The 24,507-nt window shown below is 54.1% G+C and carries 26 protein-coding genes; 4 read left to right on the forward strand and 22 right to left on the reverse strand.

The annotated features are described in order from the left end of the window. Window positions 1-28: 28 nt before the first annotated feature. Both proA and proB read right to left on the reverse strand, forming a co-directional pair. Window positions 29-1,279: a glutamate-5-semialdehyde dehydrogenase gene (gene proA / locus ACH1XZ_RS20545; protein WP_395596957.1), complete on the reverse strand. Its 1,251-nt coding sequence runs from the start codon at window positions 1,277-1,279 to the stop codon at window positions 29-31. A 10-nt stretch (window positions 1,280-1,289) separates the two neighbouring features. Further along, window positions 1,290-2,393: a glutamate 5-kinase gene (proB, locus tag ACH1XZ_RS20550; RefSeq protein ID WP_185669662.1), complete on the reverse strand. Its 1,104-nt coding sequence runs from the start codon at window positions 2,391-2,393 to the stop codon at window positions 1,290-1,292. Between the two features lie 285 nt (window positions 2,394-2,678). On the opposite strand from proB, the gene phoE reads away from it, so the two are divergent. Next, window positions 2,679-3,764, forward strand: a complete 1,086-nt coding sequence (gene phoE, locus ACH1XZ_RS20555) for a phosphoporin PhoE (RefSeq protein ID WP_395596958.1) — start codon at window positions 2,679-2,681, stop codon at window positions 3,762-3,764. 163 nt (window positions 3,765-3,927) lie between these two features. Here phoE and crl read toward each other — a convergent pair whose 3' ends face one another. From crl to gpt, 3 genes are all read right to left on the reverse strand, one after another. Beyond that, window positions 3,928-4,329, reverse strand: coding sequence for a sigma factor-binding protein Crl (gene crl, locus ACH1XZ_RS20560; RefSeq protein WP_395596959.1), 402 nt, complete (start codon window positions 4,327-4,329; stop codon window positions 3,928-3,930). Window positions 4,330-4,386: 57 nt separating this feature from the next. Then, window positions 4,387-5,631, reverse strand: coding sequence for an esterase FrsA (gene frsA, locus ACH1XZ_RS20565; protein ID WP_395596960.1), 1,245 nt, complete (start codon window positions 5,629-5,631; stop codon window positions 4,387-4,389). Between the two features lie 105 nt (window positions 5,632-5,736). Then, window positions 5,737-6,195, reverse strand: coding sequence for a xanthine phosphoribosyltransferase (gene gpt, locus ACH1XZ_RS20570; protein WP_035894440.1), 459 nt, complete (start codon window positions 6,193-6,195; stop codon window positions 5,737-5,739). Window positions 6,196-6,452: 257 nt separating this feature from the next. Between gpt and pepD the strand changes: the two genes are divergently transcribed. Continuing rightward, window positions 6,453-7,910, forward strand: coding sequence for a cytosol nonspecific dipeptidase (pepD, locus tag ACH1XZ_RS20575; protein WP_395596961.1), 1,458 nt, complete (start codon window positions 6,453-6,455; stop codon window positions 7,908-7,910). Window positions 7,911-7,948: 38 nt separating this feature from the next. On the opposite strand, the gene ACH1XZ_RS20580 is transcribed toward pepD, so the two are convergent. The 12 genes from ACH1XZ_RS20580 to lafA all read right to left on the reverse strand — a co-directional run bounded on the left by ACH1XZ_RS20580 (window position 7,949) and on the right by lafA (window position 17,663). Then, window positions 7,949-8,374, reverse strand: coding sequence for a GNAT family N-acetyltransferase (locus ACH1XZ_RS20580; protein WP_395596962.1), 426 nt, complete (start codon window positions 8,372-8,374; stop codon window positions 7,949-7,951). 2 nt (window positions 8,375-8,376) lie between these two features. Then, entirely contained in the window at window positions 8,377-9,432 is a 1,056-nt protein-coding gene (gene dinB, locus ACH1XZ_RS20585; RefSeq protein ID WP_395596963.1) for a DNA polymerase IV, read from the reverse strand. A 67-nt stretch (window positions 9,433-9,499) separates the two neighbouring features. After that, window positions 9,500-10,144, reverse strand: a complete 645-nt coding sequence (locus ACH1XZ_RS20590) for a DNA primase (RefSeq protein WP_395596964.1) — start codon at window positions 10,142-10,144, stop codon at window positions 9,500-9,502. A 60-nt stretch (window positions 10,145-10,204) separates the two neighbouring features. Then, window positions 10,205-11,194, reverse strand: coding sequence for a putative lateral flagellar export/assembly protein LafU (gene lafU / locus ACH1XZ_RS20595; RefSeq protein ID WP_395596965.1), 990 nt, complete (start codon window positions 11,192-11,194; stop codon window positions 10,205-10,207). A gap of 2 nt (window positions 11,195-11,196) precedes the next feature. Next, window positions 11,197-12,060: a flagellar motor stator protein MotA gene (gene motA, locus ACH1XZ_RS20600; protein ID WP_395596966.1), complete on the reverse strand. Its 864-nt coding sequence runs from the start codon at window positions 12,058-12,060 to the stop codon at window positions 11,197-11,199. Between the two features lie 29 nt (window positions 12,061-12,089). Beyond that, on the reverse strand, window positions 12,090-12,806 hold the full coding sequence (locus ACH1XZ_RS20605) for a FliA/WhiG family RNA polymerase sigma factor (RefSeq protein ID WP_395596967.1): 717 nt from the start codon (window positions 12,804-12,806) through the stop codon (window positions 12,090-12,092). Between the two features lie 20 nt (window positions 12,807-12,826). Then, window positions 12,827-13,306, reverse strand: a complete 480-nt coding sequence (locus ACH1XZ_RS20610; RefSeq protein ID WP_395596968.1) for a flagellar basal body-associated FliL family protein — start codon at window positions 13,304-13,306, stop codon at window positions 12,827-12,829. Between the two features lie 6 nt (window positions 13,307-13,312). Continuing rightward, on the reverse strand, window positions 13,313-14,476 hold the full coding sequence (locus tag ACH1XZ_RS20615; protein WP_395596969.1) for a flagellar hook-length control protein FliK: 1,164 nt from the start codon (window positions 14,474-14,476) through the stop codon (window positions 13,313-13,315). Beyond that, window positions 14,473-14,790, reverse strand: coding sequence for a flagellar protein FliT (locus ACH1XZ_RS20620; protein ID WP_395596970.1), 318 nt, complete (start codon window positions 14,788-14,790; stop codon window positions 14,473-14,475). The genes ACH1XZ_RS20615 and ACH1XZ_RS20620 overlap by 4 nt, the downstream gene beginning before the upstream one ends. A gap of 4 nt (window positions 14,791-14,794) precedes the next feature. Next, window positions 14,795-15,187: a flagellar export chaperone FliS gene (gene fliS / locus ACH1XZ_RS20625; RefSeq protein ID WP_315407017.1), complete on the reverse strand. Its 393-nt coding sequence runs from the start codon at window positions 15,185-15,187 to the stop codon at window positions 14,795-14,797. 32 nt (window positions 15,188-15,219) lie between these two features. Then, on the reverse strand, window positions 15,220-16,548 hold the full coding sequence (gene fliD, locus ACH1XZ_RS20630) for a flagellar filament capping protein FliD (RefSeq protein WP_395596971.1): 1,329 nt from the start codon (window positions 16,546-16,548) through the stop codon (window positions 15,220-15,222). A gap of 200 nt (window positions 16,549-16,748) precedes the next feature. After that, window positions 16,749-17,663 (reverse strand): lateral flagellin LafA, encoded by a 915-nt coding sequence (lafA, locus tag ACH1XZ_RS20635; RefSeq protein ID WP_395596972.1) that lies wholly within the window; start codon window positions 17,661-17,663, stop codon window positions 16,749-16,751. A gap of 591 nt (window positions 17,664-18,254) precedes the next feature. On the opposite strand from lafA, the gene ACH1XZ_RS20640 reads away from it, so the two are divergent. Beyond that, window positions 18,255-19,181 carry a winged helix-turn-helix domain-containing protein gene (locus tag ACH1XZ_RS20640; protein ID WP_395596973.1) on the forward strand — a complete coding sequence of 309 codons (927 nt, stop codon included), beginning with the start codon at window positions 18,255-18,257 and terminating at the stop codon, window positions 19,179-19,181. Between the two features lie 37 nt (window positions 19,182-19,218). Further along, on the forward strand, window positions 19,219-19,485 hold the full coding sequence (locus tag ACH1XZ_RS20645) for a hypothetical protein (protein ID WP_395596974.1): 267 nt from the start codon (window positions 19,219-19,221) through the stop codon (window positions 19,483-19,485). Between the two features lie 150 nt (window positions 19,486-19,635). On the opposite strand, the gene ACH1XZ_RS20650 is transcribed toward ACH1XZ_RS20645, so the two are convergent. The 5 genes from ACH1XZ_RS20650 to ACH1XZ_RS20670 all read right to left on the reverse strand — a co-directional run bounded on the left by ACH1XZ_RS20650 (window position 19,636) and on the right by ACH1XZ_RS20670 (window position 24,495). Further along, window positions 19,636-20,628 carry a flagellar hook-associated protein gene (locus tag ACH1XZ_RS20650; protein ID WP_395596975.1) on the reverse strand — a complete coding sequence of 331 codons (993 nt, stop codon included), beginning with the start codon at window positions 20,626-20,628 and terminating at the stop codon, window positions 19,636-19,638. Between the two features lie 15 nt (window positions 20,629-20,643). Further along, a complete protein-coding gene (flgL, locus tag ACH1XZ_RS20655; RefSeq protein ID WP_395596976.1) occupies window positions 20,644-21,573 on the reverse strand; it encodes a flagellar hook-associated protein FlgL in 930 nt (309 codons plus the stop codon). Window positions 21,574-21,589: 16 nt separating this feature from the next. Further along, on the reverse strand, window positions 21,590-22,966 hold the full coding sequence (gene flgK / locus ACH1XZ_RS20660) for a flagellar hook-associated protein FlgK (protein ID WP_395596977.1): 1,377 nt from the start codon (window positions 22,964-22,966) through the stop codon (window positions 21,590-21,592). 96 nt (window positions 22,967-23,062) lie between these two features. Continuing rightward, window positions 23,063-23,374, reverse strand: coding sequence for a rod-binding protein (locus ACH1XZ_RS20665; protein WP_315407006.1), 312 nt, complete (start codon window positions 23,372-23,374; stop codon window positions 23,063-23,065). Continuing rightward, on the reverse strand, window positions 23,374-24,495 hold the full coding sequence (locus ACH1XZ_RS20670; protein ID WP_395596978.1) for a flagellar basal body P-ring protein FlgI: 1,122 nt from the start codon (window positions 24,493-24,495) through the stop codon (window positions 23,374-23,376). The genes ACH1XZ_RS20665 and ACH1XZ_RS20670 overlap by 1 nt, the downstream gene beginning before the upstream one ends. Window positions 24,496-24,507 lie beyond the last annotated feature (12 nt).

Here is a 24,507-nt window from a genome sequence, read left to right on the forward strand (position 1 = left end):
CGCCTATTTTTGCATCGCCCGCTATCAATTACGCACGAATGGTATCGTCGCCGAAGCCGATCCACTTGTAGGTGGTCAGTGCTTCAAGGCCCATTGGGCCGCGCGCGTGGAGTTTCTGCGTGCTCACCGCCACTTCTGCGCCCAGGCCAAACTGACCGCCGTCGGTGAAGCGGGTGGAGGCATTGACGTACACCGCAGAGGAATCCACTTCGTTGATGAAACGGTTGGCATTGCTCAGGGTGCGGGTCAGGATCGCATCGGAGTGCTGGGTGCCGTGTTGGCGGATGTGCGCAATGGCGGTATCAATATCGGGCACCAGCACCACATTGAGATCCAGCGACAAATACTCGTTATCAAGCTCTTCAGCCTTTAACGGTACCCGCTTCGCCGGGCCTTGCAGCTCGCGCAGTACGGTGTCGTCGCCGTGCAGCGTAATGCCGCTTTCGGCCATCTGCTGGCTCAACGCAGGCAGGAAGCGGTCGGCGATGGACTGATTCACCAGCAGCGTTTCCACGCTATTACAGGCGCTCGGGCGCTGGGCTTTCGCATTGACGATAATCTTCAGCGCCGCTTCAATCTCTGCGCTGTCATCAATATAAATATGACAAACGCCGATACCACCGGTGATGACCGGGATCGTCGACTGCTCACGGCACAGCTTGTGCAGACCCGCACCGCCGCGAGGGATCAGCATATCGATATACTTATCCATACGCAGCATCTCGCTCACCAGCGCGCGATCGGGGTTGTCAATCGCCTGAACGGCCGCTTCTGGCAGGCCACACTCTTTCAGCGCGCGTTGGATAACGCCAACGGTGGCGGCGTTGGTACGATAGGTCTCTTTACCACCGCGCAGAATCGCGGCGTTGCCGGTTTTCAGGCACAGCGCTGCCACATCAACGGTGACGTTCGGGCGAGCTTCATAAATCACGCCAATCACGCCCAGCGGGACGCGGCGACGTTCGATACGTAAGCCGCTGTCGAGCAGCCCGCCGTCAATCACCTGCCCTACCGGATCGGCCAGCACGCAGACCTGACGGACGTCGTTAGCAATCGCCGTCAGACGGGCGGGCGTCAGCGCCAGACGATCGAGCATGGCTTCGCTCAGGCCGTTTTCACGCGCCTGGGCTAAATCTTCGGCGTTCGCCACAAGAATCTCTTCACTTTGAGATTCCAGATGATCGGCAATAGTTTCCAGAACCCGGTTTTTCTCACGGCAGGATAACTGCGCCAGCGTATAGGAGGCCTGCCTGGCGGCAATGCCCATTTGTTCCAGCATGTTGAACTCCTTAGCGGGTAATCATGTCGTCGCGATGCACGGCAACCGGGCCATACTCGTAGCCGAGAATGGCGTCAATTTCCTGCGAGTGGTGCCCGGCGATAAGGCGCAGCGCATCGCTGTTGTAACGGCTTACGCCGTGAGCGATGTCGCGGCCTGCAAGGCTACGAATACGGATCACTTCACCACGAGAGAAGTTGCCTGTCACGTTTTTAATGCCTTTTGGAAGTAATGAACTTCCGCGCTCCAGAATGGCGGAGGTCGCGCCTTCATCCACAATCAGCTCACCGGCAGGCGGTGCGCCGAAAATCCAGCGTTTGCGGTTTTCCAGCGGAGTATCCTGAGCGTGGAAACGGGTGCCGACGGAGACATTCGCCATCACGTCACCGATCACGCCCGGCAGGCTGCCAGCGGCAATAATGGTATCGATACCGGCGCGGCAGGCAACATCTGCGGCCTGCAGCTTGGTGCCCATGCCACCTGTTCCCAGGCCAGACACGCTATCACCGGCAACGGCACGCAGCTCGTCGTCAATGCCGTAGACGTCTTTAATCAGCTCGGCGTCCGGGTTACTGCGCGGGTCAGCAGTAAACAGCCCTTGCTGATCGGTCAGCAGCAGCAGTTTATCGGCACCCGCCAGAATCGCCGCCAGCGCGGAGAGGTTGTCGTTATCGCCTACCTTAATCTCGGCAGTGGCGACCGCGTCGTTTTCATTAATCACCGGAACGATGTTGTTATCAAGCAGCGCGCGCATGGTGTCGCGGGCGTTGAGGAAGCGTTCACGGTCTTCCATATCGGCGCGGGTTAACAGCATCTGGCCGACGTGAATACCATAAATGGAGAAGAGCTGTTCCCAGAGCTGAATTAAGCGACTCTGACCTACAGCAGCAAGCAGTTGTTTGGAAGCAATAGTCGCGGGCAGTTCAGGGTAACCCAGATGCTCACGCCCGGCGGCAATTGCTCCTGACGTTACGATGACAATTCGATGCCCGGCTGCGTGGAGCTGGGCGCACTGGCGAACCAGTTCGACAATATGCGCGCGATTCAGGCGGCGCGATCCGCCCGTTAAAACACTGGTGCCCAGTTTGACCACCAGCGTCTGACTATCACTCATGATTCTCTGCCGTTAAAAATAGGAAATATAAAACCAGACAAACGTTGTAACAGGAGTCAGGCCGCTTGCCAACAGGCAGCGCAGAAAGCGAGGGGTTTTGTTGCGCGGGATCAGGCAGGCTAGAGGAGAATATTGACATTTTTATGACGGAAAAACTTTATCATACTTTTTTATATTTAATCTGACATTGTCATAAATTTTTAACACGGGAGGGATAAAAACGTTCCTGTTTTTTCACAGTGGTCTTTCACAGCAATTTTAGAACATAAAAACCGGGATTGAGAAATGCAAAAAACTACGCTGGCATTAACGATGATGGGTATTATTGCGTCTTCTTCAGCTATGGCCGCAGAAGTTTATAACAAAGACGGTAATAAGCTGGATGTTTACGGCAAAGTAAAAGCCATGCATTACATGAGTGATGACTCCAGCTCCGATGGCGATAAAACATACGTTCGTTTCGGCTTTAAAGGCGAAACCCAAATTAACGATCAGCTGACAGGTTATGGCCGTTGGGAATCTGAATTCTCTGGTAATAACGATGAAAGCACCTCCACGCAAAAAACCCGTCTGGCTTTTGCGGGTCTGAAATTAAAACAGTTTGGTTCTTTCGATTACGGTCGTAACCTTGGCGCACTGTACGACGTAGAAGCCTGGACCGATATGTTCCCGGAATTCGGCGGTGATTCTACCGGCAAAACCGATAACTTTATGACCAAACGTTCCAGCGGCCTGGCAACCTACCGCAATAGCGATTTCTTCGGCGTTGTCGACGGTCTGGACTTAACCCTGCAGTATCAGGGCAAAAATGACCGCAGCACCTACGCTACCGCGAACGGCGATGGCTTCGGTACCGCGCTTTCTTATGACTTCGGCGGCAGCGATTTCGCTATCAGCGCGGCGTATACCAACTCTGACCGTACCAACGTCCAGCAGGCAAAATCACTGGCTAACGGCGGTAAAAACGCAGAGTCCTGGGGCACCGGCCTGAAATATGATGCCAACAATATTTATCTGGCAATGGTTTATACCGAAACCCGTAACATGACCCCAATTAAAGGTCTGGTAGCGGCGGATCAGGGCTTTGCCAATAAAGCACAGAACTTCGAAGCCGTTGCTCAATATCAATTCGATTTCGGTCTGCGTCCATCTCTGGGCTACGTGCAGATGAAAGGTAAAGACCTCGACAACGGGATCGGCGATCAGGATCTGATGAAATATGTTGATGTGGGTGCGACCTACTATTTCAACAAAAACATGTCCGCCTTTGTTGATTATAAAATCAACCTGATTGACGAAACAGCGGTCACTAAACGTCTGGCTATTATGACCGACGACGTTGTGGCAGTGGGTATGACTTATCAGTTCTAAGACTGATAAATAATAACGCCAGTTGTCTGGCGTTATTTTCTTTTCAATATAAAGGCTAGCGAATTCGCTGGCCTTTATAGTTGATATCGCCGGATGGCGGCTTTGCCTTATCCGGCCTACAAAAAACGGTAGGCCTGATAAGCGTAGCACCATCAGGCATGCACTACGCGGTACGCTTCACCGCTTCATTGGCAAACCCATCAGCGGGTTCCAATGCCAAGTCCAGCGTCGCCAGCAGATCTTTTGCCCGATCGTGGAATCCGCGTAGCGTTTGTTGCAGCCGCTCAACCACCTCTGGATCCTTGATCGCCACCGCCTGCCAGATGCCATCTTTGTCGAACAGGCCGAACTGGTAACTGTAGGTAAAGCGGTGCTCTTCCGCTTCCATCTCCATCCACCAGCCCCAGAATTCACGCTTCTCTGGTGCAGGTTTTACGTTTACGCATACCGCCAGACAGTCGAAAAAAAAGCGGTTATCGGCACACTGTTCTTCGCGGATATAAGGTCCAAGCGCAGTGAATTTCTTGATCAATCTACTCTTCGGGTGTCCACTCGGTAACGTCATTGCGATCTCCTTTAGTGATGCAACTGTTTTACCAAATCAATAGAATTTATCAATATATTAACAAAATCTATTATTGATCCACCCGGCAATTTCCTTCAGTGCCTTATCGAAATTACGGTATACCGGGTTAAATGGAATCGGCATCAGCTTGCCCTGCGAAGATGACGAAACAATTAACCGCGACTCCTCTTCCGGGCTGAACGGATCGTTCTCCCAGAAGCCTGACAGCATTGGCGTTGGGCAGCGTCGGCCCAGCAGACCCTGGGTCTTCAACGAGTAGCGATTAAGCTCAACTCGCAGCGCTTCGTCAGAGGCGTCGTGCATGCCGAGGCGCGAAGCCAGCACGTCAAGATACATCTCAGGCACCCGGCCCTGATGCAACGGATCGTTCAGCAGACCATGCACCACCGGCCCCAGGCAGGCGACGGCTTTCAGGCGCTGCGCTTCGAGGTAAGCCAGCCGCACGGCGATATTGGCGCCAAAGCGGAAGCCAAATGCCGCCACGCGAGTGTGATCGACCCACGGAATATCCGGCAGCGCGCGCAGCGCGTGCTGATGGAGCATGCTGGAATCCTGGGTCAGCTTCCATTTTGAAGAGAAGCCGATGGAAGGCATATCCAGCGTCAGCATGGCAATGCCGAGCGGCGCAAAGTAACGCTCATAAAGGCTGTAGTAGTCGGTTTGCAGACCATCCAACCCACCGCACATCAGCACCGTCGGGAATGGGCCGTTGCCTTTTGGCATATGCAGAAAGCCGGTGACCGGCGAGCCGCCGGGGATAGCGAACTCCAGCTCACGTATTTCACCCGGCAGTCGTTGCGCCGCTTCTTCATAGGCGCGGTTTGCCAACGCCTGCGCCTGTTCAGCGAGGTCATCGCCCTTCAGATGCGGGTAAGCGGCAATGCTATAAAGGTTGGAGGCGTGCAGCCAGTGGCGGCCGCTGAGGGCCTGGTCTTGCTCCTGGGTAGCTTTCTGCTGCCAGAGCATCGCCTGGGTAGACCACTCGTAAATCCAGTTACCGCCGCGATAACCCACCACGGTGTCATAGAGCTCTTCGTCGGTGCGTTCGGCTTTACTCATCACGATACGCGCCTGGACGTCGAGGATCTCCTGCGGAGTTACGCCGCGCCAGATCCACATCAGGCGGTTAATCATGCGGTACCAGTGGGGTACGTTATTGCCGCTAAGCGCCGACTGCATACGGTCGGTGCTACCGTTATTGAACCGGCGAACCAGCGTTGACGTTTCAGGGTGTTTAAAACGCGGCTTGAATAGCGTTTCGCTGAGATTAGCTTCTGGCATCACAAAACCTCCATAGATACTGTCTTAGGGGTATTGTAACGCGTGGGGCGTTAAAAAAAACAACGCCCGGCATAACCGGGCGTTGGAAGCGCATTTATTGATGAATTAACGGCCAGAAATAGGCGGTACGAATACCACGCCCATGTCCCAAGGCTGTTCAATCCAGGTATCCTGCGGGATATCAACAACATAATCGTCAACCAGCGGACGACCTGCTGGTTTAGCGAAGATGGTAACGAAGTGGGCTTTCGGATACATATCGCGAATCGCCACCGCGGTGCCGCCGGTGTCTACCAGATCGTCAATAACAATAAAGCCTTCGCCATCGCCTTCAGCGCGTTTCAGAACTTTCAGTTCACGCTGGTTATCATGGTCATAGCTGGAGATGCATACGGTGTCGACGTGACGAATGCCCAGTTCACGTGCCAGCAGTGCGCCCGGTACCAGACCGCCGCGGCTAACGGCGATAATGCCTTTCCACTGTTCAGAAGGCATCAGGCGTGCAGCCAGTTTGCGTGCGTGAATCTGCAACATGTCCCAGGTGACGACGTATTTTTCGCTCATGTGAAGTGTCCCAGCCTGTGTTATACGGCTTAAAAATTGTTCAAGGGGGAAATGGGTTGCGCGAGATTATAGAGATCTGACGCACTAAAAACCAGTGTTAAGCGGAATCCACCGCGCTTTTTACGTGGTTTGTTCTACCGGGGAGGGCAGAAAGTGGTATTCTCAACCCCATCGCGCAAGCCAGAGCTTGTGGTATATGTATGTGCTAACCCTTTACCTGCAAGCGACTTTTGCAGAACGCCGTAAGGAGACTCATTGTGTCTGAACTGTCTCAATTATCCCCGCAGCCGCTGTGGGATATTTTTGCCAAAATCTGTTCTATTCCGCACCCTTCTCATCACGAAGAGCAGCTCGCCGCACACATCGTTGGCTGGGCAAAAGAAAAAGGGCTTCACGCCGAGCGTGACCAGGTTGGCAACATTCTGATTCGCAAAGCCGCCACCCCGGGTATGGAAAACCGTAAACCGGTTGTGCTGCAGGCCCACCTCGATATGGTGCCGCAGAAAAACAATGACACCGTACACGACTTCGCTAAAGACCCGATTCAACCGTACATCGACGGTGAGTGGGTAAAAGCACGCGGCACCACGCTGGGCGCTGATAACGGTATTGGTATGGCCTCCGCACTGGCGGTGCTGTCTGATGAATCCGTTGAGCATGGCCCGCTGGAAGTGCTGCTGACCATGACCGAAGAGACCGGTATGGACGGCGCGTTCGGTCTGCAACCAAACTGGCTGCAGGGCGATATCCTTATCAACACCGACTCTGAAGAAGAGGGTGAAATCTACATGGGTTGCGCCGGTGGTATCGATTTCACCAGCAACCTGCCGCTGACCCGCGAAGCGATTCCTGCGGGCTTCCAGACCTTCAAGCTGACGCTGAAAGGCCTGAAAGGCGGCCACTCCGGCGGTGATATTCACCTCGGTCTCGGCAACGCCAACAAGCTGCTGGCACGCTTCCTGGTGGCTCACGCTGCGGAACTGGATCTGCGTCTGGTTGATTTCACCGGCGGTACCCTGCGTAACGCTATTCCACGCGAAGCCTTTGCCGCTATCGCGATTCCAGCAGATAAAGTTGATGCGCTGAAAGGGCTGGTTGAAACCTACCTGCACATTCTGCAAAACGAACTGTCTGCCAAAGAGAAGAACCTGACCCTGGTGCTGGAAGCGAATACCGTTGAAGGTAAAGCGCTGACCACCGCGTCTCGCGATGCTTTCATTCAGTTGCTGAACGCGACCCCTAACGGTGTGATTCGTAACTCCGACGTGGCAAAAGGCGTGGTTGAAACGTCGCTGAACGTCGGCGTGGTTTCCTTCACTGAAGATACCGCAACCATTCACTGCCTGATTCGTTCCCTGCTCGACAGCGGTAAAGATTACGTGGTGAGCATGCTGGAATCTCTGGGCGCGCTGGCGGGTGCACAAACCCAGCCTAAAGGCGGCTACCCAGGCTGGCAGCCGGATGCAAACTCTCCGGTAATGAAGCTGGTGCGTGAAACCTATCAGCGCCTGTTCAACAAGGTGCCGAACATTCAGATTATCCACGCGGGTCTGGAATGTGGTCTGTTCAAGAAACCGTATCCGGATATGGATATGGTTTCCATTGGGCCAACCATCACCGGGCCACACTCTCCGGATGAGCAGGTTCATATCGAAAGCGTTGGCCAGTACTGGCAACTGCTGACGGAACTGCTGAAAGCGATTCCGGCGAAGTAAGTTCGGAGCCGTTCCCGGTGGCTCTTCGCTTGGCCGGGCTACTTGGTTCTGGGCTTTCCCGGCGGCGCTTCAACCTCTTGTTCTGCCACCACCACGAACTCCAGTCGTTCAAAACACGCTTTGGCCGTCATGCTCGCTTCTACCGTTAGCGTTCCCGTCGGTACCCTGGCGAACAGCGCTTCCAGCAGCGCGCTGGCAATGCCCTGTCTCGTATAAGTTGGGTCGACAAACAGCAGGTCGATATAGCACTCAACGGCGGTGACAAAACCCACCGCCGCTTCATCAACCGTTGCCACCAGCACCAGAGAGTCCGCCATTTTTTGTCGCCAGCGCGCGTCATCTACCTGTGCCCAGGCGTTTACCTGCGCCGGTGAATAGTGCTGGCTGGCGGTTTCCCGCACCGCGCGCTGGAAAATCTGGCACAGCGTGGAGAAGTCCTCGTCACGGTAATCACGAATTATCATGGTTAAATCCCTAATAACAGCTGCCGTTCCAGCTGTGGGTCCAGCAGCGTCACGTGCAGGCCCACCAGGCGCACTCCGCGCCCGGCACGACGCTCGTGCCAGGCTTTGTAGGCCGTCGCGAGCAGATCATCTTTGGTCAGCTTCGGCCAGACGTGCTCCTGGGTGGTTTGCTGGAAATCATTAAATTTGAGTTTTATCCCCTGCCGGGCAATGCGCAGGTCGGGCCGGACCTTCGCCAGCCGCCGTTCCAGCTCGGGGTAGAGACGCTCCACGATCGCCTCGCAGTCAGCCCATTCGTGAATATCTTCTTCCAGCGTACGCTCCACGCCAACCGATTTACGCTGGCGATCGTTATGGATCTCCCGCTCGTCAATCCCCTGGCTGCGTTCCCAGAGGACCCGCCCAAACTTGCCAAAGCGTTTAAGCAGCATGGCGAGATCGCAGTTCTGTACATCTTCACAGGTGCGCAGCCCCATACTTTCAAGCTTTGCCGCAGACACCTTCCCCACGCCAGGAATTTTGCCAAGCGGCAGGGTTTTGAGAAAAGCGGGCACCTCATCAGGCGTCAGCACAAACTGACCATCCGGCTTATTGAGGTCTGAAGCAATTTTGGCGAGAAACTTCACCGGAGCGACCCCCGCCGAAGCGGTCAGAGAAAGCTCGTTAAAGATAGTTTGCCGAATCTCCTGCGCCATCAGCGTCGCTGAGCCGTGGCAGTGCGGGCTATCGCTGACGTCCAGATAGGCTTCATCAAGTGAGAGCGGTTCGATAAGCGAGGTATAGCGGGAGAAGATCTCGCGGATATGATTAGAGGCTTCCCGATAGGCTTCAAAGCGCCCCGGCAGCAGGGTGAGATGTGGGCAGAGCTTCAGCGCCATTCCCGTCGGCATGGCGCTGCGCACGCCAAACTTGCGCGCCGGATAGTTTGCGGTGCTAATCACCCCGCGCTGCACGCGGCTGCCGCCAATGGCGATAGGAATATCACGCAGCGCCGGGTTATCGCGCATTTCAACCGCTGCAAAAAAGCAGTCCATGTCGATATGGATAATTTTTCGCATCTGGCTCCCCTCACAAATCACTGTTTAAGTATACAGTGCATTTATGCATTGAGGAAAGCCGACGCGGCTACATTTTCGGCGAGTTCATCATAAAGCGGGCATCGCACAGGTAGCGCACCGCCTCCTTGCCCCTATCCGCTGCCGGGCTCCCCGCCATGCTCACAAACAGCTTGTTCACCTTTCTGACGTGGGAATGCAGCAACTTTTCAATCGTCATCTGCCGAAACGCATCATCCGCCATGCAGAAAAGCTCGTAGTCACCCAAGCGCTCGCCGCAGGTTTCGCAGTGGTTCATCCAGTAACGCAGCCCTGTCGTTTTACTTTTATCAACATAGTAATTTTTCGCTTTGATGTTCTTTTTTATCGCCTCAGGAAGTTCATTAATGTGGAAGACAAAGCTATTACGCTTCACGGACTCCCACCCTTTTCCATCCTGACATTTGCGCAGATAACGGGTAAACATCACCGCAATAATGGAGGTAGGAAGATGGCAATTCCAGCAGGTCATCTTCGTTGAAACCACCAGATAGTAAGGCGCCATTATGTTAAAGCTATCCATATCATAAGCATAACCACCGAGCGCTTCCGTCAGCTCGTGCTCTTCCACATACCATACGTTCGAATCCGCATCGTAATGTGCCCCCTGGCAGACGGCCTGTGCAACGTCGTCGGTGTGAATATCCAGCGGGATGATACGTGCCGCATCAATCACGTTTTCCTCCTGAAAATGTTTCGGCTAAAAAATCCCCCGCATCTGCGGGGGAATAAAAAATTATGGATTCGTCACCGCCCCTCGTCGAAGCGACGTAACCTGCTGCTGTTTATCCAGCTGATTCACCAGCGGCTGAACAATCTTCTCGCCCTGCTGACCAAAGTACTGATACAGCGTGTCCGACGCGCTCTGCGTCAGCACCATGATTTCAATGCGACGGTTGCCCGCGCTCTCTGGGTTTTTACTGTCCAGCAGCATTTGGTCAGCCATCGCGCTCACCTGCATGACTTTGTCATTCGGCATCCCGGCCTGCTCCAGCACGCGTCGTGCAGAGAGCGCACGGTCGCCGGAAAGGTTCCAGTTGTTGTAGATATCGCTCTTGTAGGCCATCGCGTCGGTGTGGCCGGTGATGATGATTTTGTTATCCAGCGAGTCGAATACCGGAGCCAGCTCCACCAGCAGCGATTTGAAGAACGGCATGATCCTCGCGCTACCACGCTCGAACATATTGCGGTTCTGATCGTCTTTAATCAGCACGCGCAGCCCTTGAGGAACGATCTCCATTTCAAGGTTGCTTTCCATATGCGCGTTGCGCGCAATGGTGTTGATATCGGTCGCCAGTTCACCCAATTCTCGGGCCGATTTTTTCTTCAGCAGCGCCGTTTTCTCATTCACGTCCCTGGCTTTTTTGGCGTTCTCTTCGGTGATTTTCGCCAGCTCCTCTGGGGTGCTCGCCTGCATTTTACGTTTGGCGTTCTTACTCGCCGCCCCTGGTGCGATGGGCTGTTTTCCTACCTTATTGAGCGGCGCCATACCGCCACCGTTAAAAATAGACTGGCCATGCAGCGCAGCCACGATGTTCTCGCGGTCAGATTTGCTGACGCTGTTAACAATCCATAGCGTCATAAACAGCGCCATCATCGCCAGCGTAAAGTCCGCGAACGCAACCTTCCAGGCGCCGCCGTGGTGTCCGCCATGGTTCTTTTTAATCTGCCGCCGGATGATGGTGGTTTTTGTCCCACGATCGCGGCGATTGAGTCCCTTCGACATGCTTATTCTTGCTCCAGCATGGCGTTCACCCACGCATCCAGGTTTGCAAAGGTCGGTTTAGAGGCCAGATGCAGCAGCTTACGCCCCGCATCCACCGCCAGCAGCGTCGGTTTGCCGCCGGCCTGCGCCACCAGCACCGTACGCACGCACTCCAACAACGAATGCTCGGCACGCGCCTGCTGTTCCATGGAGTTCGCCAGCGGGTCCATCAGGCAGTAGCAGAAGAATACCCCGAGGAACGTCCCCACCAGCGCCGCTGCCACCTTCAGGCCAATCAGCGCGATGGAACCGTCAATGGATTGCATGGTAATGATAATCCCAAGCACCGCCGCGCAGATCCCGAACCCCGGCATCGCCTCCGCAGTACGTTGCAGGGAGCGTGAAGGCGCAAGCAGCTCTTCTTCAACGGTGTCGAGTTCCTGGTCGAGGATCCCTTCCAGTTCATGGGCATCGATTTTACCCATCGCCATCAGGCGGAAGTTATCGGCGATAAACGTCACCAAACGTTTTTGCGTCAGCACCAGCGGGTATTTCTGGAAGATAGTGCTCTCTTCCGGCTGTTCGATATGCTGGTCAAGCATGCGCAGCCCACCGTTCTGCACCAGTTCCAGCAGTTCAAACAAGCACATCAGCAGCTGACGCTGAAATTCCGGGCCCAACTGCTTCTTGCTGATGACCCCTTTAATCTGATGCATAATTTCTTTTAATACGTGGCGTGGGTTGCCAATAATCATGGCCCCCAGCCCGGCGCCAAGAATAATGACGATTTCTGCTGGCTGCCAAATAGCAATAAGCTGGCCACCGGCCTCAAAATAACCACCAAATACACAACCTAAAACAACCAATAAACCTAAAATCTTTTGCATGACATCCTCTGCATGGCAATTCGGGATTGTTAGTCCTGATATAAACAATCACGAATCTTGAGCGTGATTTTCTTATTAATCTGACAAATTCGAGCTTCAGTAAGCCCTAATACCAGCGCAATCTCTTTAAGACTCATATCGTGCTGGTAATACATCGAGAGAATCAGCCCTTCTTTTTCATCAAGCTGACTCAGTGCATAGCTCAACATATCCTGAGTAATGACCTGCTCTTCCAGGCCGCGGCCGGCAAGCGATGCCACCTGCCCGTCACCGCTAAGCAGATCGTCGAGGCTGGCCAGAGATTCCGCACCTTCCAACTGCTGAAACTCCAGATAGTCCTCCGAAGTGACGCCTAGCGGAGCCAGCTCTTCCCATAGGGGTTCGCGCCCCAGATTCTTGCGAGCGTCACGAATAAGATCTTTAATTTGATGATATTTCTGCCGCAGTTGGCGCGGTCGCCAGTCAAGGCTGCGCAATTCATCCAGTATCGCGCCACGAATACGGTGTACGGCATACCCTGCGAAACCTTCGTCCGGCATGCCATAGCGGCGAATGGCATTTAATAATCCCATCAGCGCCGTCTGTTCCATGTCCTGTCGGTCAATCACGCAGTTACACTGCGGTGCTAACTGGCGTACCACTTTACGTACCAGAGGGAGATAAGCCTGCAAATAATGGCTCTCTTCCTGAGGCGTTAAAGATGGCGCAGCGCTAAATTCTTCTGACTCATATGCTGTCCGTATCATTTTCTTCCCTGGCGTGTCTCCTACTGAAACACGACCTTTTTCACCAGAATATCCTTATAAGGCATCGACATTTTGCGCTTCGCTAATTCCGTTTTTAGCGTGTCAGAAACCAGCGTTTTAATTTCTGAAATTTTCAGTGCGCGAATATCTTCATACTTCATATCTGAAAGCTCATTCACCGCAATACTCTGGTACAGCGGCTCATCTTTTTTCACTTTTTCAGCGTCTTTATCGTTTTCCACCACCATGACCAGTTCAGCCAGCATGTAGTGATCGTTTCCGTCGCTATCGTGCAGGCTGACCACGGTTTCCGGCAGAGAAACAAAAATACTGGCGCTTTCATCCAGGGTATCGGGCGATGCTGGCGCTGGATGTTCAGCGGATGTGGCTTTTGCCACGCTGGTGCCGCCCATCACGCGATAGACCCCCCACCCGGCACCGGCGCCAACCCCCAATGCCACCACCGCGCTAATCACACTCGCTATAATGATTTTCTTCATTTGCTCTTACACTTTGATCAGAACAGATTCACTCTGTTGATGTTGAGGTTCATCGTTCAGGGCCAGGGCTGATTTCACCTCATCCTGTTGATGACCCGACTGTTGCTGCTGTTGAGATTGCCCTTCAGAGGAAACCTGAACATTCACTTCCATAAAATTCTGTGCCGTAAGATGCTGGCGTAGGTTGTCGCTAAACTGTTGCAACGACCGGCAAACGTCGGCCTGGTTCGCACTGATGTGAACCATCAGTTTTCCTGAGTCCAACTGGACGGCTATTTCAAGCTTGCCGAGTGAAGGTGGATCAAGGCGGATCGTTGAGGTTTGTTGCTGCTGGTTAAGCTGGAACTGAATGCGGTCTTTCAGCATCGCCGTCAGCTTTTCGCCGAGCTCGTCCGGTGATAATTCGACCGGCGTGGCCACGTGGGTCGCGATAGTCGGACCGTCGCTGATGAGTTTGGCAGGCTGCGTACCCTGCGAAGTCACGTTCACCAGGCTCTGCGCCATAGACTGCGCCGTCAGGCCCGTCGCCCGCAGGGTCTCGGTTTTCTTCACCTGCGGCTGGCGCGAAATCGCCGGGTTGGTCTGCTTCACGCGATCGGCCACCTGCTGTGCCACGCTTTGCGCTGGCTGCTCTGGTGCAATGATCCGCAGGTCCTGCGCGGAGAATTTGGCGATGGCGGCCTGCTGATCAGGCGTTTGCGCCTGCGACGTATTCTGAGCCAGCGAAGCTATCAGCCCCTGAAGCTTGGGAGAGAGCGACGCACTATCCTGCGGGGAAGCCGCGCTTCCGCTTTTGTTCTTTTTCTCCATCACATCGGCAATCTGCTGGAGCAGCGGCGAAGAGCCGCTCCCCGCCGAGGTTGCCGCCAGCATTTTCAACATTTCACCGCCGGGCTGATTCTGGGTGCCGGTCTGCGCCACCGCATGGGCGGGCTGCGCCAGCAGCATCGCCAGCATGGCCTGCATGGCAGCCGGGTCGCTCGCATCGGTTTTTTCAGCCTGTTGATGGTTGTGTTTTGCCCCCTGCAAACGCTCTGCCGCGGCAGCCAGCGCCGCTGTCGGCAGCGAAAATTCGCCGCCATTTTCTGCGCCAGCGGCGGCAGAAATCGTGCCTTTTGCCGTCACGCCTTCCGTCAGTGAGCCGGTCGAGGCCAGTAATAGCGGGTTCATGCCTGCTCCGAAATCGTGTTAATCATTGAGTACGCCAGCACGCCTTCCTGGTGCTTTTGATGGTTATCCATGCATGCCTTTAAGGAGTCTGCGCGCTGGGTACGTCGTGCTATCAGCGCAGCAAACGCCGCGTGCAGCGTGGCTTTCGTTGCCTGAAGCTCATCGGCGGAGGCTTCCGCCGCTTCGTAGACGCGAAACTCACGCATCAACTGCTGATGTAACGCGGGTAAACGCCGCCAACGCTGTTCATCCAGCGCGGTGTTCATGGCCTCTACCAACGCGTAGAGCGCTTGCTGCCTGCTTTTGCTCTCCATGCGCTTACCCCAGTTTGCTCGCCAGGCCATCCCAGCCTTCACGCAGGTTGGTCAGAATGAGGATCACCTCGTCGATTTTCTCCAGCGAAAGCTCACCGCTTGCTTCATACAGGCGGTAAACGCAATGGTCGTATAGCCGGGAGAGGCTCACCACCAGCTCGCCGCCGGTGTCGAACTCCAGCGAGCTGGTCAACGCATTCAGGATATCGATGCATTTATTGATGCTTTGCGCTTTGCGGTCATAGCGTTTGTTTTCGATGTGGCTTTTGGCGCGCTCCAGCTCATCCATCAAGCCGGAAAAAAGCACCAGCACTAGCTCCAGCGGCGTGGCCGCCGCCGTGCGGGATGCAAGGTCCATCTCTTTGTATTGCGAATAGCCGTCCTGCGTGTCGTACATTTTTTCCGTGAATCCTTGCGTTAAATCGGGAGTTACATGAAGGCCGACATACTGATTTTCATGGTGTACACCTCAACGATGGTGCTGGTGTACTCCGTCAGATAGCGTTCATAGTTGGTGTTATAGGTTTCAGTCAGCTGATCGCCACGATCCGAAATTTTGTCCTGCTGTTCGTCAATATTTTCCTGACGCTGCTCGATAATCCCGGTATTGCTGTCAAGATAGCTGTCCATCAGATCGTCCATCTGCGCCACCATGCTGTCGTCGCCGACAAAAATGGAGGTCAGGCCGTCTGGGTTCTTTTTCATTTCATCGCTGAACTGCGTGGAGTCGATCTGCAGATGACCGTCGGAGTCCAGGGTGATGCCATAATCGACAATCGACGAGCCGTCGTAGTACGAGTGAACGATGTCATCCATCCGGCTGGTCAGCGATTTCAACCCAGCATCGCCGGCAAAAACCCCTGACGAACCATCGGAACCATCACCGTTGGAGGTCAGTGAATCCACGGTATCCACCAGCGTGTTGTAGGCATCGACGAAGGTTTGCACCTTTTCCTGCGAGCCGCTGGTGTCTTCGGCAATGGTAAAGGTCGTCGGGTCGTCGTCCGCGCCGGTCACTTCGGTGAAAGTCATGGTGACGCCGGGGATCACATCATCAAAGGTGTTCGAACTGTTGGTCACCGACGGACCGTCTGCGCTACCGAGGTGGATAATCGCATCCTGCCCTTTCACTTCGGTCACCGTCGGAATATCGGTGGTGGTATCGCCAGAGCTATCATGCCCGCTCACGTTGATGGAGAACTGGCTCTGCTCGCCAGTATCATCGGCGGTCAGCATAATGGTGGTGGTGCCGTCGGTTTTCACCAGCGCCGCTGTCACGCCGGGGTTGTCGTCAGATTGGTTGATGGCGTTGACCAGCTCGCTGCCATCGATAAAGCCATCACCGTTACCGGCCTCATCTGCCGCAGCAAGATCGATATCCATGGTGCTATCGCCCATGGTGAGTTCGAAGGTACCGGTTGCCGAGTAAGTGCCATCGTTCATGCCGAAGGTCTGCTGCTCCGCCTGCGCCAGTTGCTCGACATAGAAGGTATAGGTCCCCGCCTGCGCCTCTGAGTTTGCCGACACGGTGGCCGAATCATTATTACTGCTCGCGGAATAGGTCAGCGGGCCATCGGTATCGCTGTTCAGGGCATCGACGGCTGACTGGAAATCGGTCAACGCAGAGCTCAGCGAGTCCAGCGCGTTGCTTTCCGCCGTCAGCTCATCAGACTGCGTCTGCAGGTTATCGACCTGGGTAGAAATATCGGCATAGGCCATTTTTTGTGCCAGCGACTGTATGCGGCTTGTGTAGCTCATAATGATTGGCTCCGTGCGACGTTATTTTTCTTTAGCAACAATCATGCCAATAATTTTAATCATTAAAATCATGATGTTATGAAATAGAGGAAAAGTACCTTCCTGCAAACAGGAAGGGTTTAGGTTTTCATCGCGTTAAACGCACAACACCGCCTGACGGCGGTGTTGTGGATAACCAAATTTCACCGCAAAGGGAGAAATTACTGCAGCAGGCTGGAGACCATGCTGGACATGCTGTTGGACTGTTTCAGCATGGTGATGCCGGTCTGCATCAGCACCTGTTGTTTGGTCATGTTGGACGCTTCCGTCGCGTAGTCGGTATCCATAATGTTACCGATAGCCACTTCCGTGTTGTCCTGCATGCTGGTCAGGTTGTTAGCGGTGTCGTTCAGACGGTTGATAGACGCACCCAGTTTGGACTGGATTTTGGAAACGTCATCCATCGCGGTCTGAATGGTATCAATCATGCTGTTTGCGGAGCCGGAAGCGGTCAACTCAGAGCCGCCAGACAGAGGGGCAGAACCCGTGGCATCAGCCTGGTCCGCCGTGAAGGAAGCACTAACATCACCCAGTGCATCGGTCAGGTCGCTCAGTTGACTAGAGATATCCACGGTCATGGTATCGGAAGATTCAGCGCCCACCTGGAAGGTCACGCTGCTGGTGAACAGACCATCTTTTTTGGTGTTACTGGTGGTGGCATCGCCGAACAGGTTGGTGCCGCCGTAGGTGGTGTTCTGCAGCATGTCAGACATCTGCTGACCCAGTTCATCGTATTCGTCCTGCATCGCCTGCAGGTCGTCGTCGCTGTAGGTGCCGTTCGCTGCCTGAGTAGACAGGTCTTGCATACGGCCCAGCACGTCAGTCATTTCATCGAAGGTGCTGTCAGCGGTCTGCAGCATCGCGGTCGCATCCTGAATGTTGCTCAGCGCAACGCCCATACCGCTGGACTGTGCGGACAGACGGTTAGCGATTTGTTTACCCGCGGCGTCATCGGCGGAAGAGTTGATGCGGTTACCGGTAGCCAGACGCTCCATGGAGGTGGACAGAGATGCGTTGCTTTTGTTGATGGCGTTGACGGCTGCCATTGAGGCGTTGTTAGTATTAATCGATAACATGGTACTGCTCCTTGAGGATAATCGGTTTAGGTTCGATACCCAGTAAAAACGACCAGTCACTTTGAAAACTTAAAGCCCTTAAAAAATTTTTTTCGATTTTCTGCAGAATATTTTTCCATCCTGATTTATGTGCCACCAGCCCGCACTCTTGCCTGTCTCATATTATTTTCATTTAAAAGCATTTTAATTTTCACTTAAACATCAGGAAAAAAGCCGTCCGCAAGACCAAAAACACGATTTATAAAATTATGAGAAAGATCCCATTCGCATGAGAATTAATCGGCTTAATGACGCATTAATCATATGAAATCATTAATATTGCTATCAGCCATGCGGCATATCGACATTACATTATCTCGTTGAATATTACATTCAGTTGCAAATACCAGGTATTTTGATATTGTCTACATCAATGTCTTTAGATACATTTCCTGTCCATTTTCGACCCGCCCAAAAAACACACAATAAAGACACATTATTGGCTAACGTCAGATTAGAAAATGGAATTTTAAAATTTATACTTCATTCATATTATTGATTCTTAGCAGTGTGGCTCTCGCAATAAGCTGAATGCTACGTAGGTAAAAAAACATGAGCATTTTAGTCAACAATTGGCGAATGGATTCGTCACTTAATGCATTAATACATTCCTCAACAGGGGAAGTCAGGCGCCTTGGCGAGTATCACTTTATTCTTCTGGAAACACTGGTAAAGCACGCCGATATGGTCTTGTCGCGCTCATTTTTGATGTCAGAAGTCTGGAAAAACAGGGTGGTAGGTGGGAACAGCCTGCCGACGGCGATCCATGCTTTACGCACGGCTATTGATGATAATGGTAAACAACAGGAAATTATTAAGACCATTCCAAAGAAAGGTTATTTGTTTAATAAAAGTTATATTTCCGTTGTGGAGCCTGATGAGAAAAATGACCAAACCCTCACCACCAATAACGACAACGGCCAGGACAAAGAGGTAGTCAAAAATAAAACCCAGCAGACGCCACCAGCCATTGATAATGCCGCGTTAGATACCGTCAGCAGTACGGCGAACCCCATCATCCCAGGTAAAAAGAAGTGGCCTAAAATGCTTTTTATTACGCTGATGTTGATACTTATCGCGCTGTTTTTATCCACGCGACTTTATGACGCCTTTGCCAAAGAGAGCGAATCAGACACGCCGGTGATGATCAAAGAGGTGGCTCAGCATGCCGACCGCATCTCTATTTATCATCTCTATGACGAAAACGCAGAAAAAGAAACGCTGCAGAGTGCTTCACACATTGCAGGTGGTCTTGAAAACCTCAACCAGCTATTAACGCAGCACAAATCATCCATCAATCTTTATTACAAATTGACGTTCAACAAACTGGCCATGAACATGATTATCCAGAACCAGTGCAATCACAGTTGGCAGCTCGCGCTACGTTTTAACAACTGGCAAAGCAAAGACGCAGAGATAAAAAAAATTATGTATCAAGAAGTGGATAAGATGTTAAATGAAATGCCAGCCTGTAAATAATATCGCTCGCGCTTCTCTGGTCTGCGGCTTATTTCTCATGAGTTTTACCGCAAGTGCCGCCATCGAAAACACGGTATATGCAAATTACAATCTGGCTACCGGGGAGAGCGATCATCACGCCGTGATCCTCGATAGCAACAGCAAACAAAGTACCGTCACGCTGATGCCTTTCGAAACCAACGCCAGTACGCCGTCAATCTTTAAAGTTAGCGCCTGTATTCATCGTCGCATTGGCAATTATACCCAGGGTGAGCTGCACTTAGAGTGCCGTACAAACCGACGACAAAGATATCCGAGCCGCTAATCTCAGCAGCTTCACCAACGAGCACAACCTCTCGATGTGGTGGACAGCAATAGGCGATAAAATGACGCTTATTCATACGCGAGACCCCAACGGGATCTTAATTATCAACCCCGATGAGTTAACCTCCAACGCCTCTAAATGCGCGTCCTACTAACGTAGCAGGCTGCGTACGGTCTGGCTGGAGAGACGCGCCTGGCCATTGACCGCCTGCGCGAGCACCTGGTAATTATGGTTTGCCTCATCCAGCACGCCGCCGAGCGTCTTTGAGGCCAGCACCGCGCTCTCACCTTCCGGGAAGCGGGCCATCCCATCAATCAACTGACGCGCTTTTTCCTGCTGAACCGCCATCTGTGAGCGCTGCTCGGCAATGGTCTCCAGCGCAGCGTCGAGCGAACGTGAACTTCCCTGCGCCAGGCTCTGCACCAGATCGTCCGTACGTGAAGGTTCTGCCGTCAGCTTCAGCGGCGTGAAGGCGGAGGTGGTGGTGCCGTCATCGCGAAGGCTCAGGCTTTGCTCAACCTGCGGCCACTGGCTTTCAGGGGTGGAAAAGGTGAAGTTACCCTTCTGCTCATGAATCTGAACCCCCACGCGGCGCAGCGCGTTGCTCATCATCAATTTGTACTGACCGCTATCCACGTCATCGCCCACCACCACGGCGGAAAGCTGAGTCTGGCGACCGTCCGAGACGCTGAACATCAGCGAACCGCTGCGCGGGTTTTGCAGCATGTTAGCCAGCTCCGGCGATTGGAACGTCACGCGCGCGGTACCCTGTAGAACCGACTGCAGCTGACGGTCGACGGCCCCGCCGGAGAGCGAACTACGCTTCGCAAGTTGCGTGGTAATCTCAGCGCCCTTTTGCTGCTGCGCCTGTCCGCCACGCCGGGACGCGTGGCGGTAATCCAGCAGTTGCTGCTCCAGATTGCCGAGATAGTGATCGGCCTGCTGCAACGTGGTGAGCTGATCGTTAAGCTGAACGCTATAGCGCTGGGGCCGTGTGGTAATCAGCGGTGAGGCCGGGTAATCACTTGCCGTAGCGGGTAATTTTTTATTAACGGACGCGTTCTGCTGAACAGAACGCGGTTGTACCGACGCGTTAAGCGCCCCGCTGCCGGAGAGAGATGTTGTATTTAAACCGACCTGCATACTTTTCCTGAAATCTTAAATCACACTAAAAAGGTTTAACTCACTCACTTTTGAGTAGGTTTTCAGCGTTGCTTCCATGGCCATTTCGAGGCCGGTAAAGGTAATCGACGCCGGGCCGTAATCCAGATCGCTCAACTGACCGAGCAACTGGTCATTTGAGGTGGAAATATCGGTCTGGGCATCGCTCAGCATCGACATCGTATTTTGCGTTTCCCCAATGGACGCAATCGAGGCGTTCAGCGAGTCAGAAGCGGCGTCCACCACGTCGACCGCGCTGGAAATATCGCTTTGTACCTGCGGGTCGGAAGGATCAAGCGTGGGGTCCATCAGCTCATTGGACAGCGAGGTGAGCGTATTTAACACGTCCAGGTTGCTGCCGAAGAAATCGCTGACCGCCACGTTGGTATCCACTTCCACGCCGTTTGACACCGTCGCCTCACGGTGATTGCCGTTACCTTGATAACGGTAGCTATCGGTCACGCCGTCGCCATCGTCATCCACGGCGACAATCGGCGGCTGGTCGTTCACGGTGCCGCCGAAGACATAGTGACCGTCTTCGTCCTGGTAGTTCAGCGCCGCCACCATCGAGGTCGTCAGGGACTGGATATCCTGCCCGAGGCTCGCCAGAGAATCTGCGGTATTCGTGCCGTTAGCAGCTTGCAGCAGGTCATCGCGCACGGAAAGCAGGTCGTTATTTACGCCATCGAGAATGGACTCCTGCTGGCTTAGCCCTGCGCTGGCGGTATCAATGTTGTCCTGATACTGGCTGATAGCCGACTGCTGGCGGTTAAGCTGGGTAATACGGGTCGCCGCAATCGGGTCATCGGACGGCAGAATAATGCTTTTGCCAGTCGCCATCTGGGTCACAACGTGCGTCAAATCGCTTGAGAGGTTATTAAAGCTCTGCGTCATCGACGTGTAGGTTTGTTGGGTAGATACTCGCATCGGTTAACGCTCCAGGTTAGCTACACATATCCAACACGGAATCGAAGATATCGGCCCCGGCGGAAATCACTTTCAGGTTGGCTTCATAGATTTGCTGGTAGGTGATCAAATTGACCGCCTCTTCATCCATACTCACGCCGCTGACGCTGCTCTGCTGGTTCTGCGCTTCGCTATAGACGTTGGCGGCTGCGGTCGCTTCCGTCTGATTCTGCTGGCTGTAGATCCCCACTTTGCTGATGATTGTCGAGCAGGCCTCGCCCACCGTCACGCTGCCGAGGTTGTCTATTTCCAGCGGCTCGTTCGAGATATTGATAAGCGCCTGCAGGTTATCGCTGTTACCGCTTTCGTCCGGTGAACTGGAGAACGCCAGCTCATCTTCGGTGATGTCCGGGTTCACTTCGAGCGGGCCGTCGGAAGAAGTCGGATCATAGATAAACAGCGGCGTCCCCGCGTTGCCGTTGAGATCGTAGCCCTGCGCCAGTTGGTTGTTCACCGCATCAGCAAACTGCTCTGCCAGGCTATCGATGGTATCGCTCATCGGCGTGAGAATATTATTCTGGTAGTCGAACAGCGACCCCAGAGAACCGCCGGTATCCATCGTCATATTGCTGGTGGTGCCCGCGAAGGTGAGCGTCATGCTCTGACTGCCGTCGGAATTGCTTTGCAGCGCAATGGTGGAGCTGTTCTGGCCGCTCACCAGCGGCTGGCCATTTTGCAGCGCGATGTTGTAGTTGCCTTCATCGTCGATGCTAACCTGCACGTCCATCATGCCGCTCAACTCTTCCACCATCTGGTCGCGCGCGTCGTACAGCGATGAGGCGTTATCGCCGTTGGCTTCCGCCGTGGCAATCTGCTGGTTGTAGCTGGCAATACCCGAAGTCAGGGTGTTGATTTGCGTCACCATCGCCTGCTCCTGGGAGATGATTTCGCTGCTCTGCGAGGTGATGTAGTCCAGCGTGTTATCAACGCGCAGGGACAGCGCCCCGGCTTCGCTTATCACCTGTTCACGCAGCGCCGAATCATCCGGGCTGGTGGTCGCATCGTTCAGGGCCGCAAAGAAATCGTCAAAGCCGCCGCTGAGGCTGGTATTGTCATCGCTTAGCACGGTTTCCAGTTGGGTGAGATACTCCTGCTGGGTGCTGTAGTAGCCATAGTCGCTGGCGGCATACCAGACCTGATTGACCTGATACTGGTTCGACACGCGGCGAATGCTGTCAACCTGAACCCCGTTGCCTGCGCTGTTCGAAGAGCCGGAGCTGGCGCCAATGGTACTGACCATGGCCTCCTGTCGCGTATAGCCATCGGTCATGGCGTTCGCGGTGTTTTGCGCGGTCACGTTCAACTCAACCTGCGCCGCCGATGCCCCGCTGTAGGCAATATTAATCATATCCATCAGAAAATCCTCGCCGGTCCATTGCCCGGTATCTCGTTAACAACCTTTTGGCTTAAGAGCGGCGCAAAAACCGAGGTTCTTAAATCGCCGCGCGCGTTACCCTTTGTTGTGGGGCGAGAGCTGCTTGATGAGCATCGCCGCGATACCGATCCCGTGATGCTGAGCCAGCGAGTTACAGAGCTGGTCGTCGTAAAAACCCTGCATCATGCGCACCGAATCGCTGTTGAACGGATTGTCTTTGGAATCAAAAATTTCGTTGGTCTTACGCATCTCTTTCATCATGTTGCGCAGGAAAATCGCCTCGAACTGTTCAGCGGCTTTCTGAATGTCGTTGCCTTTGATTTTCGGCCCCATCAACGCATCGCTGCCGTCAATCCCGCCGCTATGCTGAACCTTAAGGTCCGCCATTAAATCACCTCCAGATCGGCATCCAGCGCCCCGGCTTCATGCAGCGCCTGCAGAATCGACATAATGTCATCCGGGGTGGCGCCCAGGTTGTTCAGCGCGCTCACCAGCGTGCGCAGGCTGCTGGACTCCGGCAGCGTTATCATTCCAGGACGCGCGTGGTTAACCGAAATATTGCTCTGCGGCGTCACCGCCGTTCTGCCGCCGGCAAAGGCGTTTGGCTGGCTGACGTTCGAACTTTCGTTAATCGAGACCGTCAGGCTGCCGTGAGAAACCGCCGCCGCGTGCAGGGCAATACCGTCACCCATCACCACCGTGCCGGTGCGAGAGTTAAACACCACGCGGGCGCGGACTTTTTCCGCGCTGACCTGTACATCATCCAGTTGGGACATAAACGCCACGCGCGCGCCCGGACTGGTTGGCGCACGCACCACCACGTTGGTTGAGCTTTCCGCCGTGGCAATACCGCCAAACGAGGCGTTGATCGCCCCGGCAATATTATTGGCATCTTTAAACGACGGGCGCTTCAGGTTGAGGGTAATGGTGTCGCCCATCTGGAAATCGCTTTGAATTTCGCGCTCCACCGACGCGCCGTTAGGAATAAGCCCAGCCGTTGGCGTATTGACGGTCACGCTGGAGCCGCTGGCCCCGGTGGCGTTCATCCCGCCCACCACCACGCTGCCCTGCGCCAGCGCGTAGACTTCGCCGTCCGCACCGTGCAGTTGGGTTAGCAGCAGCGTGCCGCCGCGCAGGCTTTTGGCATCGCCAATCGACGACACGGTGACGTCAATGGTCTGCCCGCGAGAGTACATCGGCGGTAGCACCGCGCTGACCGCCACCGCGGCGACGTTCTTCACCTTCGGGTCAATTTTCGACGGTAGCTGCACGCCGAACTGGCGCAGCATGTTGGTAATCGTCTGGTTGGTAAATTTCACCTGGTTTTTATCCCCGGTGCCGTCAAGACCCACCACCAGGCTGTAGCCAACGAGTTGGTTGCTGCGCACGCCCTGGACATTAACCAGCGACTCCAGCGATTGCGCCTGCGTCGCCGCAGGCAAAAACAGTGACAGCGCAATAACGACGCCATTTAACGCCTTCATCCAGCGCCAGCTTGAGTGTTGCATTTCAGTCTCCGG

It is taken from the genome of Kluyvera chengduensis (assembly GCF_044197065.1).
GTDB lineage: Bacteria > Pseudomonadota > Gammaproteobacteria > Enterobacterales > Enterobacteriaceae > Kluyvera > Kluyvera ascorbata_C.

What these genes read in the sequence shown, in the direction of transcription:
- dinB (WP_395596963.1), bottom strand. Translation starts at nt 9,432, where the DNA reads ATGCGAAAAATTATCCATATCGACATGGACTGCTTTTTTGCAGCGGTT.
- ACH1XZ_RS20605 (WP_395596967.1), bottom strand. Translation starts at nt 12,806, where the DNA reads ATGATACGGACAGCATATGAGTCAGAAGAATTTAGCGCTGCGCCATCT.
- fliS (WP_315407017.1), bottom strand. Translation starts at nt 15,187, where the DNA reads ATGTACGACACGCAGGACGGCTATTCGCAATACAAAGAGATGGACCTT.
- flgL (WP_395596976.1), bottom strand. Translation starts at nt 21,573, where the DNA reads ATGCGAGTATCTACCCAACAAACCTACACGTCGATGACGCAGAGCTTT.
- phoE (WP_395596958.1), top strand. Translation starts at nt 2,679, where the DNA reads ATGCAAAAAACTACGCTGGCATTAACGATGATGGGTATTATTGCGTCT.
- flgK (WP_395596977.1), bottom strand. Translation starts at nt 22,966, where the DNA reads ATGGATATGATTAATATTGCCTACAGCGGGGCATCGGCGGCGCAGGTT.
- ACH1XZ_RS20670 (WP_395596978.1), bottom strand. Translation starts at nt 24,495, where the DNA reads ATGCAACACTCAAGCTGGCGCTGGATGAAGGCGTTAAATGGCGTCGTT.
- ACH1XZ_RS20640 (WP_395596973.1), top strand. Translation starts at nt 18,255, where the DNA reads ATGAGCATTTTAGTCAACAATTGGCGAATGGATTCGTCACTTAATGCA.
- fliD (WP_395596971.1), bottom strand. Translation starts at nt 16,548, where the DNA reads ATGAGCTACACAAGCCGCATACAGTCGCTGGCACAAAAAATGGCCTAT.
- ACH1XZ_RS20580 (WP_395596962.1), bottom strand. Translation starts at nt 8,374, where the DNA reads ATGATAATTCGTGATTACCGTGACGAGGACTTCTCCACGCTGTGCCAG.
- ACH1XZ_RS20610 (WP_395596968.1), bottom strand. Translation starts at nt 13,306, where the DNA reads ATGAAGAAAATCATTATAGCGAGTGTGATTAGCGCGGTGGTGGCATTG.
- ACH1XZ_RS20650 (WP_395596975.1), bottom strand. Translation starts at nt 20,628, where the DNA reads ATGCAGGTCGGTTTAAATACAACATCTCTCTCCGGCAGCGGGGCGCTT.
- crl (WP_395596959.1), bottom strand. Translation starts at nt 4,329, where the DNA reads ATGACGTTACCGAGTGGACACCCGAAGAGTAGATTGATCAAGAAATTC.
- ACH1XZ_RS20665 (WP_315407006.1), bottom strand. Translation starts at nt 23,374, where the DNA reads ATGGCGGACCTTAAGGTTCAGCATAGCGGCGGGATTGACGGCAGCGAT.
- ACH1XZ_RS20615 (WP_395596969.1), bottom strand. Translation starts at nt 14,476, where the DNA reads ATGAACCCGCTATTACTGGCCTCGACCGGCTCACTGACGGAAGGCGTG.
- lafA (WP_395596972.1), bottom strand. Translation starts at nt 17,663, where the DNA reads ATGTTATCGATTAATACTAACAACGCCTCAATGGCAGCCGTCAACGCC.
- proA (WP_395596957.1), bottom strand. Translation starts at nt 1,279, where the DNA reads ATGCTGGAACAAATGGGCATTGCCGCCAGGCAGGCCTCCTATACGCTG.
- frsA (WP_395596960.1), bottom strand. Translation starts at nt 5,631, where the DNA reads ATGCCAGAAGCTAATCTCAGCGAAACGCTATTCAAGCCGCGTTTTAAA.
- gpt (WP_035894440.1), bottom strand. Translation starts at nt 6,195, where the DNA reads ATGAGCGAAAAATACGTCGTCACCTGGGACATGTTGCAGATTCACGCA.
- lafU (WP_395596965.1), bottom strand. Translation starts at nt 11,194, where the DNA reads ATGTCGAAGGGACTCAATCGCCGCGATCGTGGGACAAAAACCACCATC.
- ACH1XZ_RS20645 (WP_395596974.1), top strand. Translation starts at nt 19,219, where the DNA reads ATGAGTTTTACCGCAAGTGCCGCCATCGAAAACACGGTATATGCAAAT.
- proB (WP_185669662.1), bottom strand. Translation starts at nt 2,393, where the DNA reads ATGAGTGATAGTCAGACGCTGGTGGTCAAACTGGGCACCAGTGTTTTA.
- motA (WP_395596966.1), bottom strand. Translation starts at nt 12,060, where the DNA reads ATGCAAAAGATTTTAGGTTTATTGGTTGTTTTAGGTTGTGTATTTGGT.
- ACH1XZ_RS20620 (WP_395596970.1), bottom strand. Translation starts at nt 14,790, where the DNA reads ATGGAGAGCAAAAGCAGGCAGCAAGCGCTCTACGCGTTGGTAGAGGCC.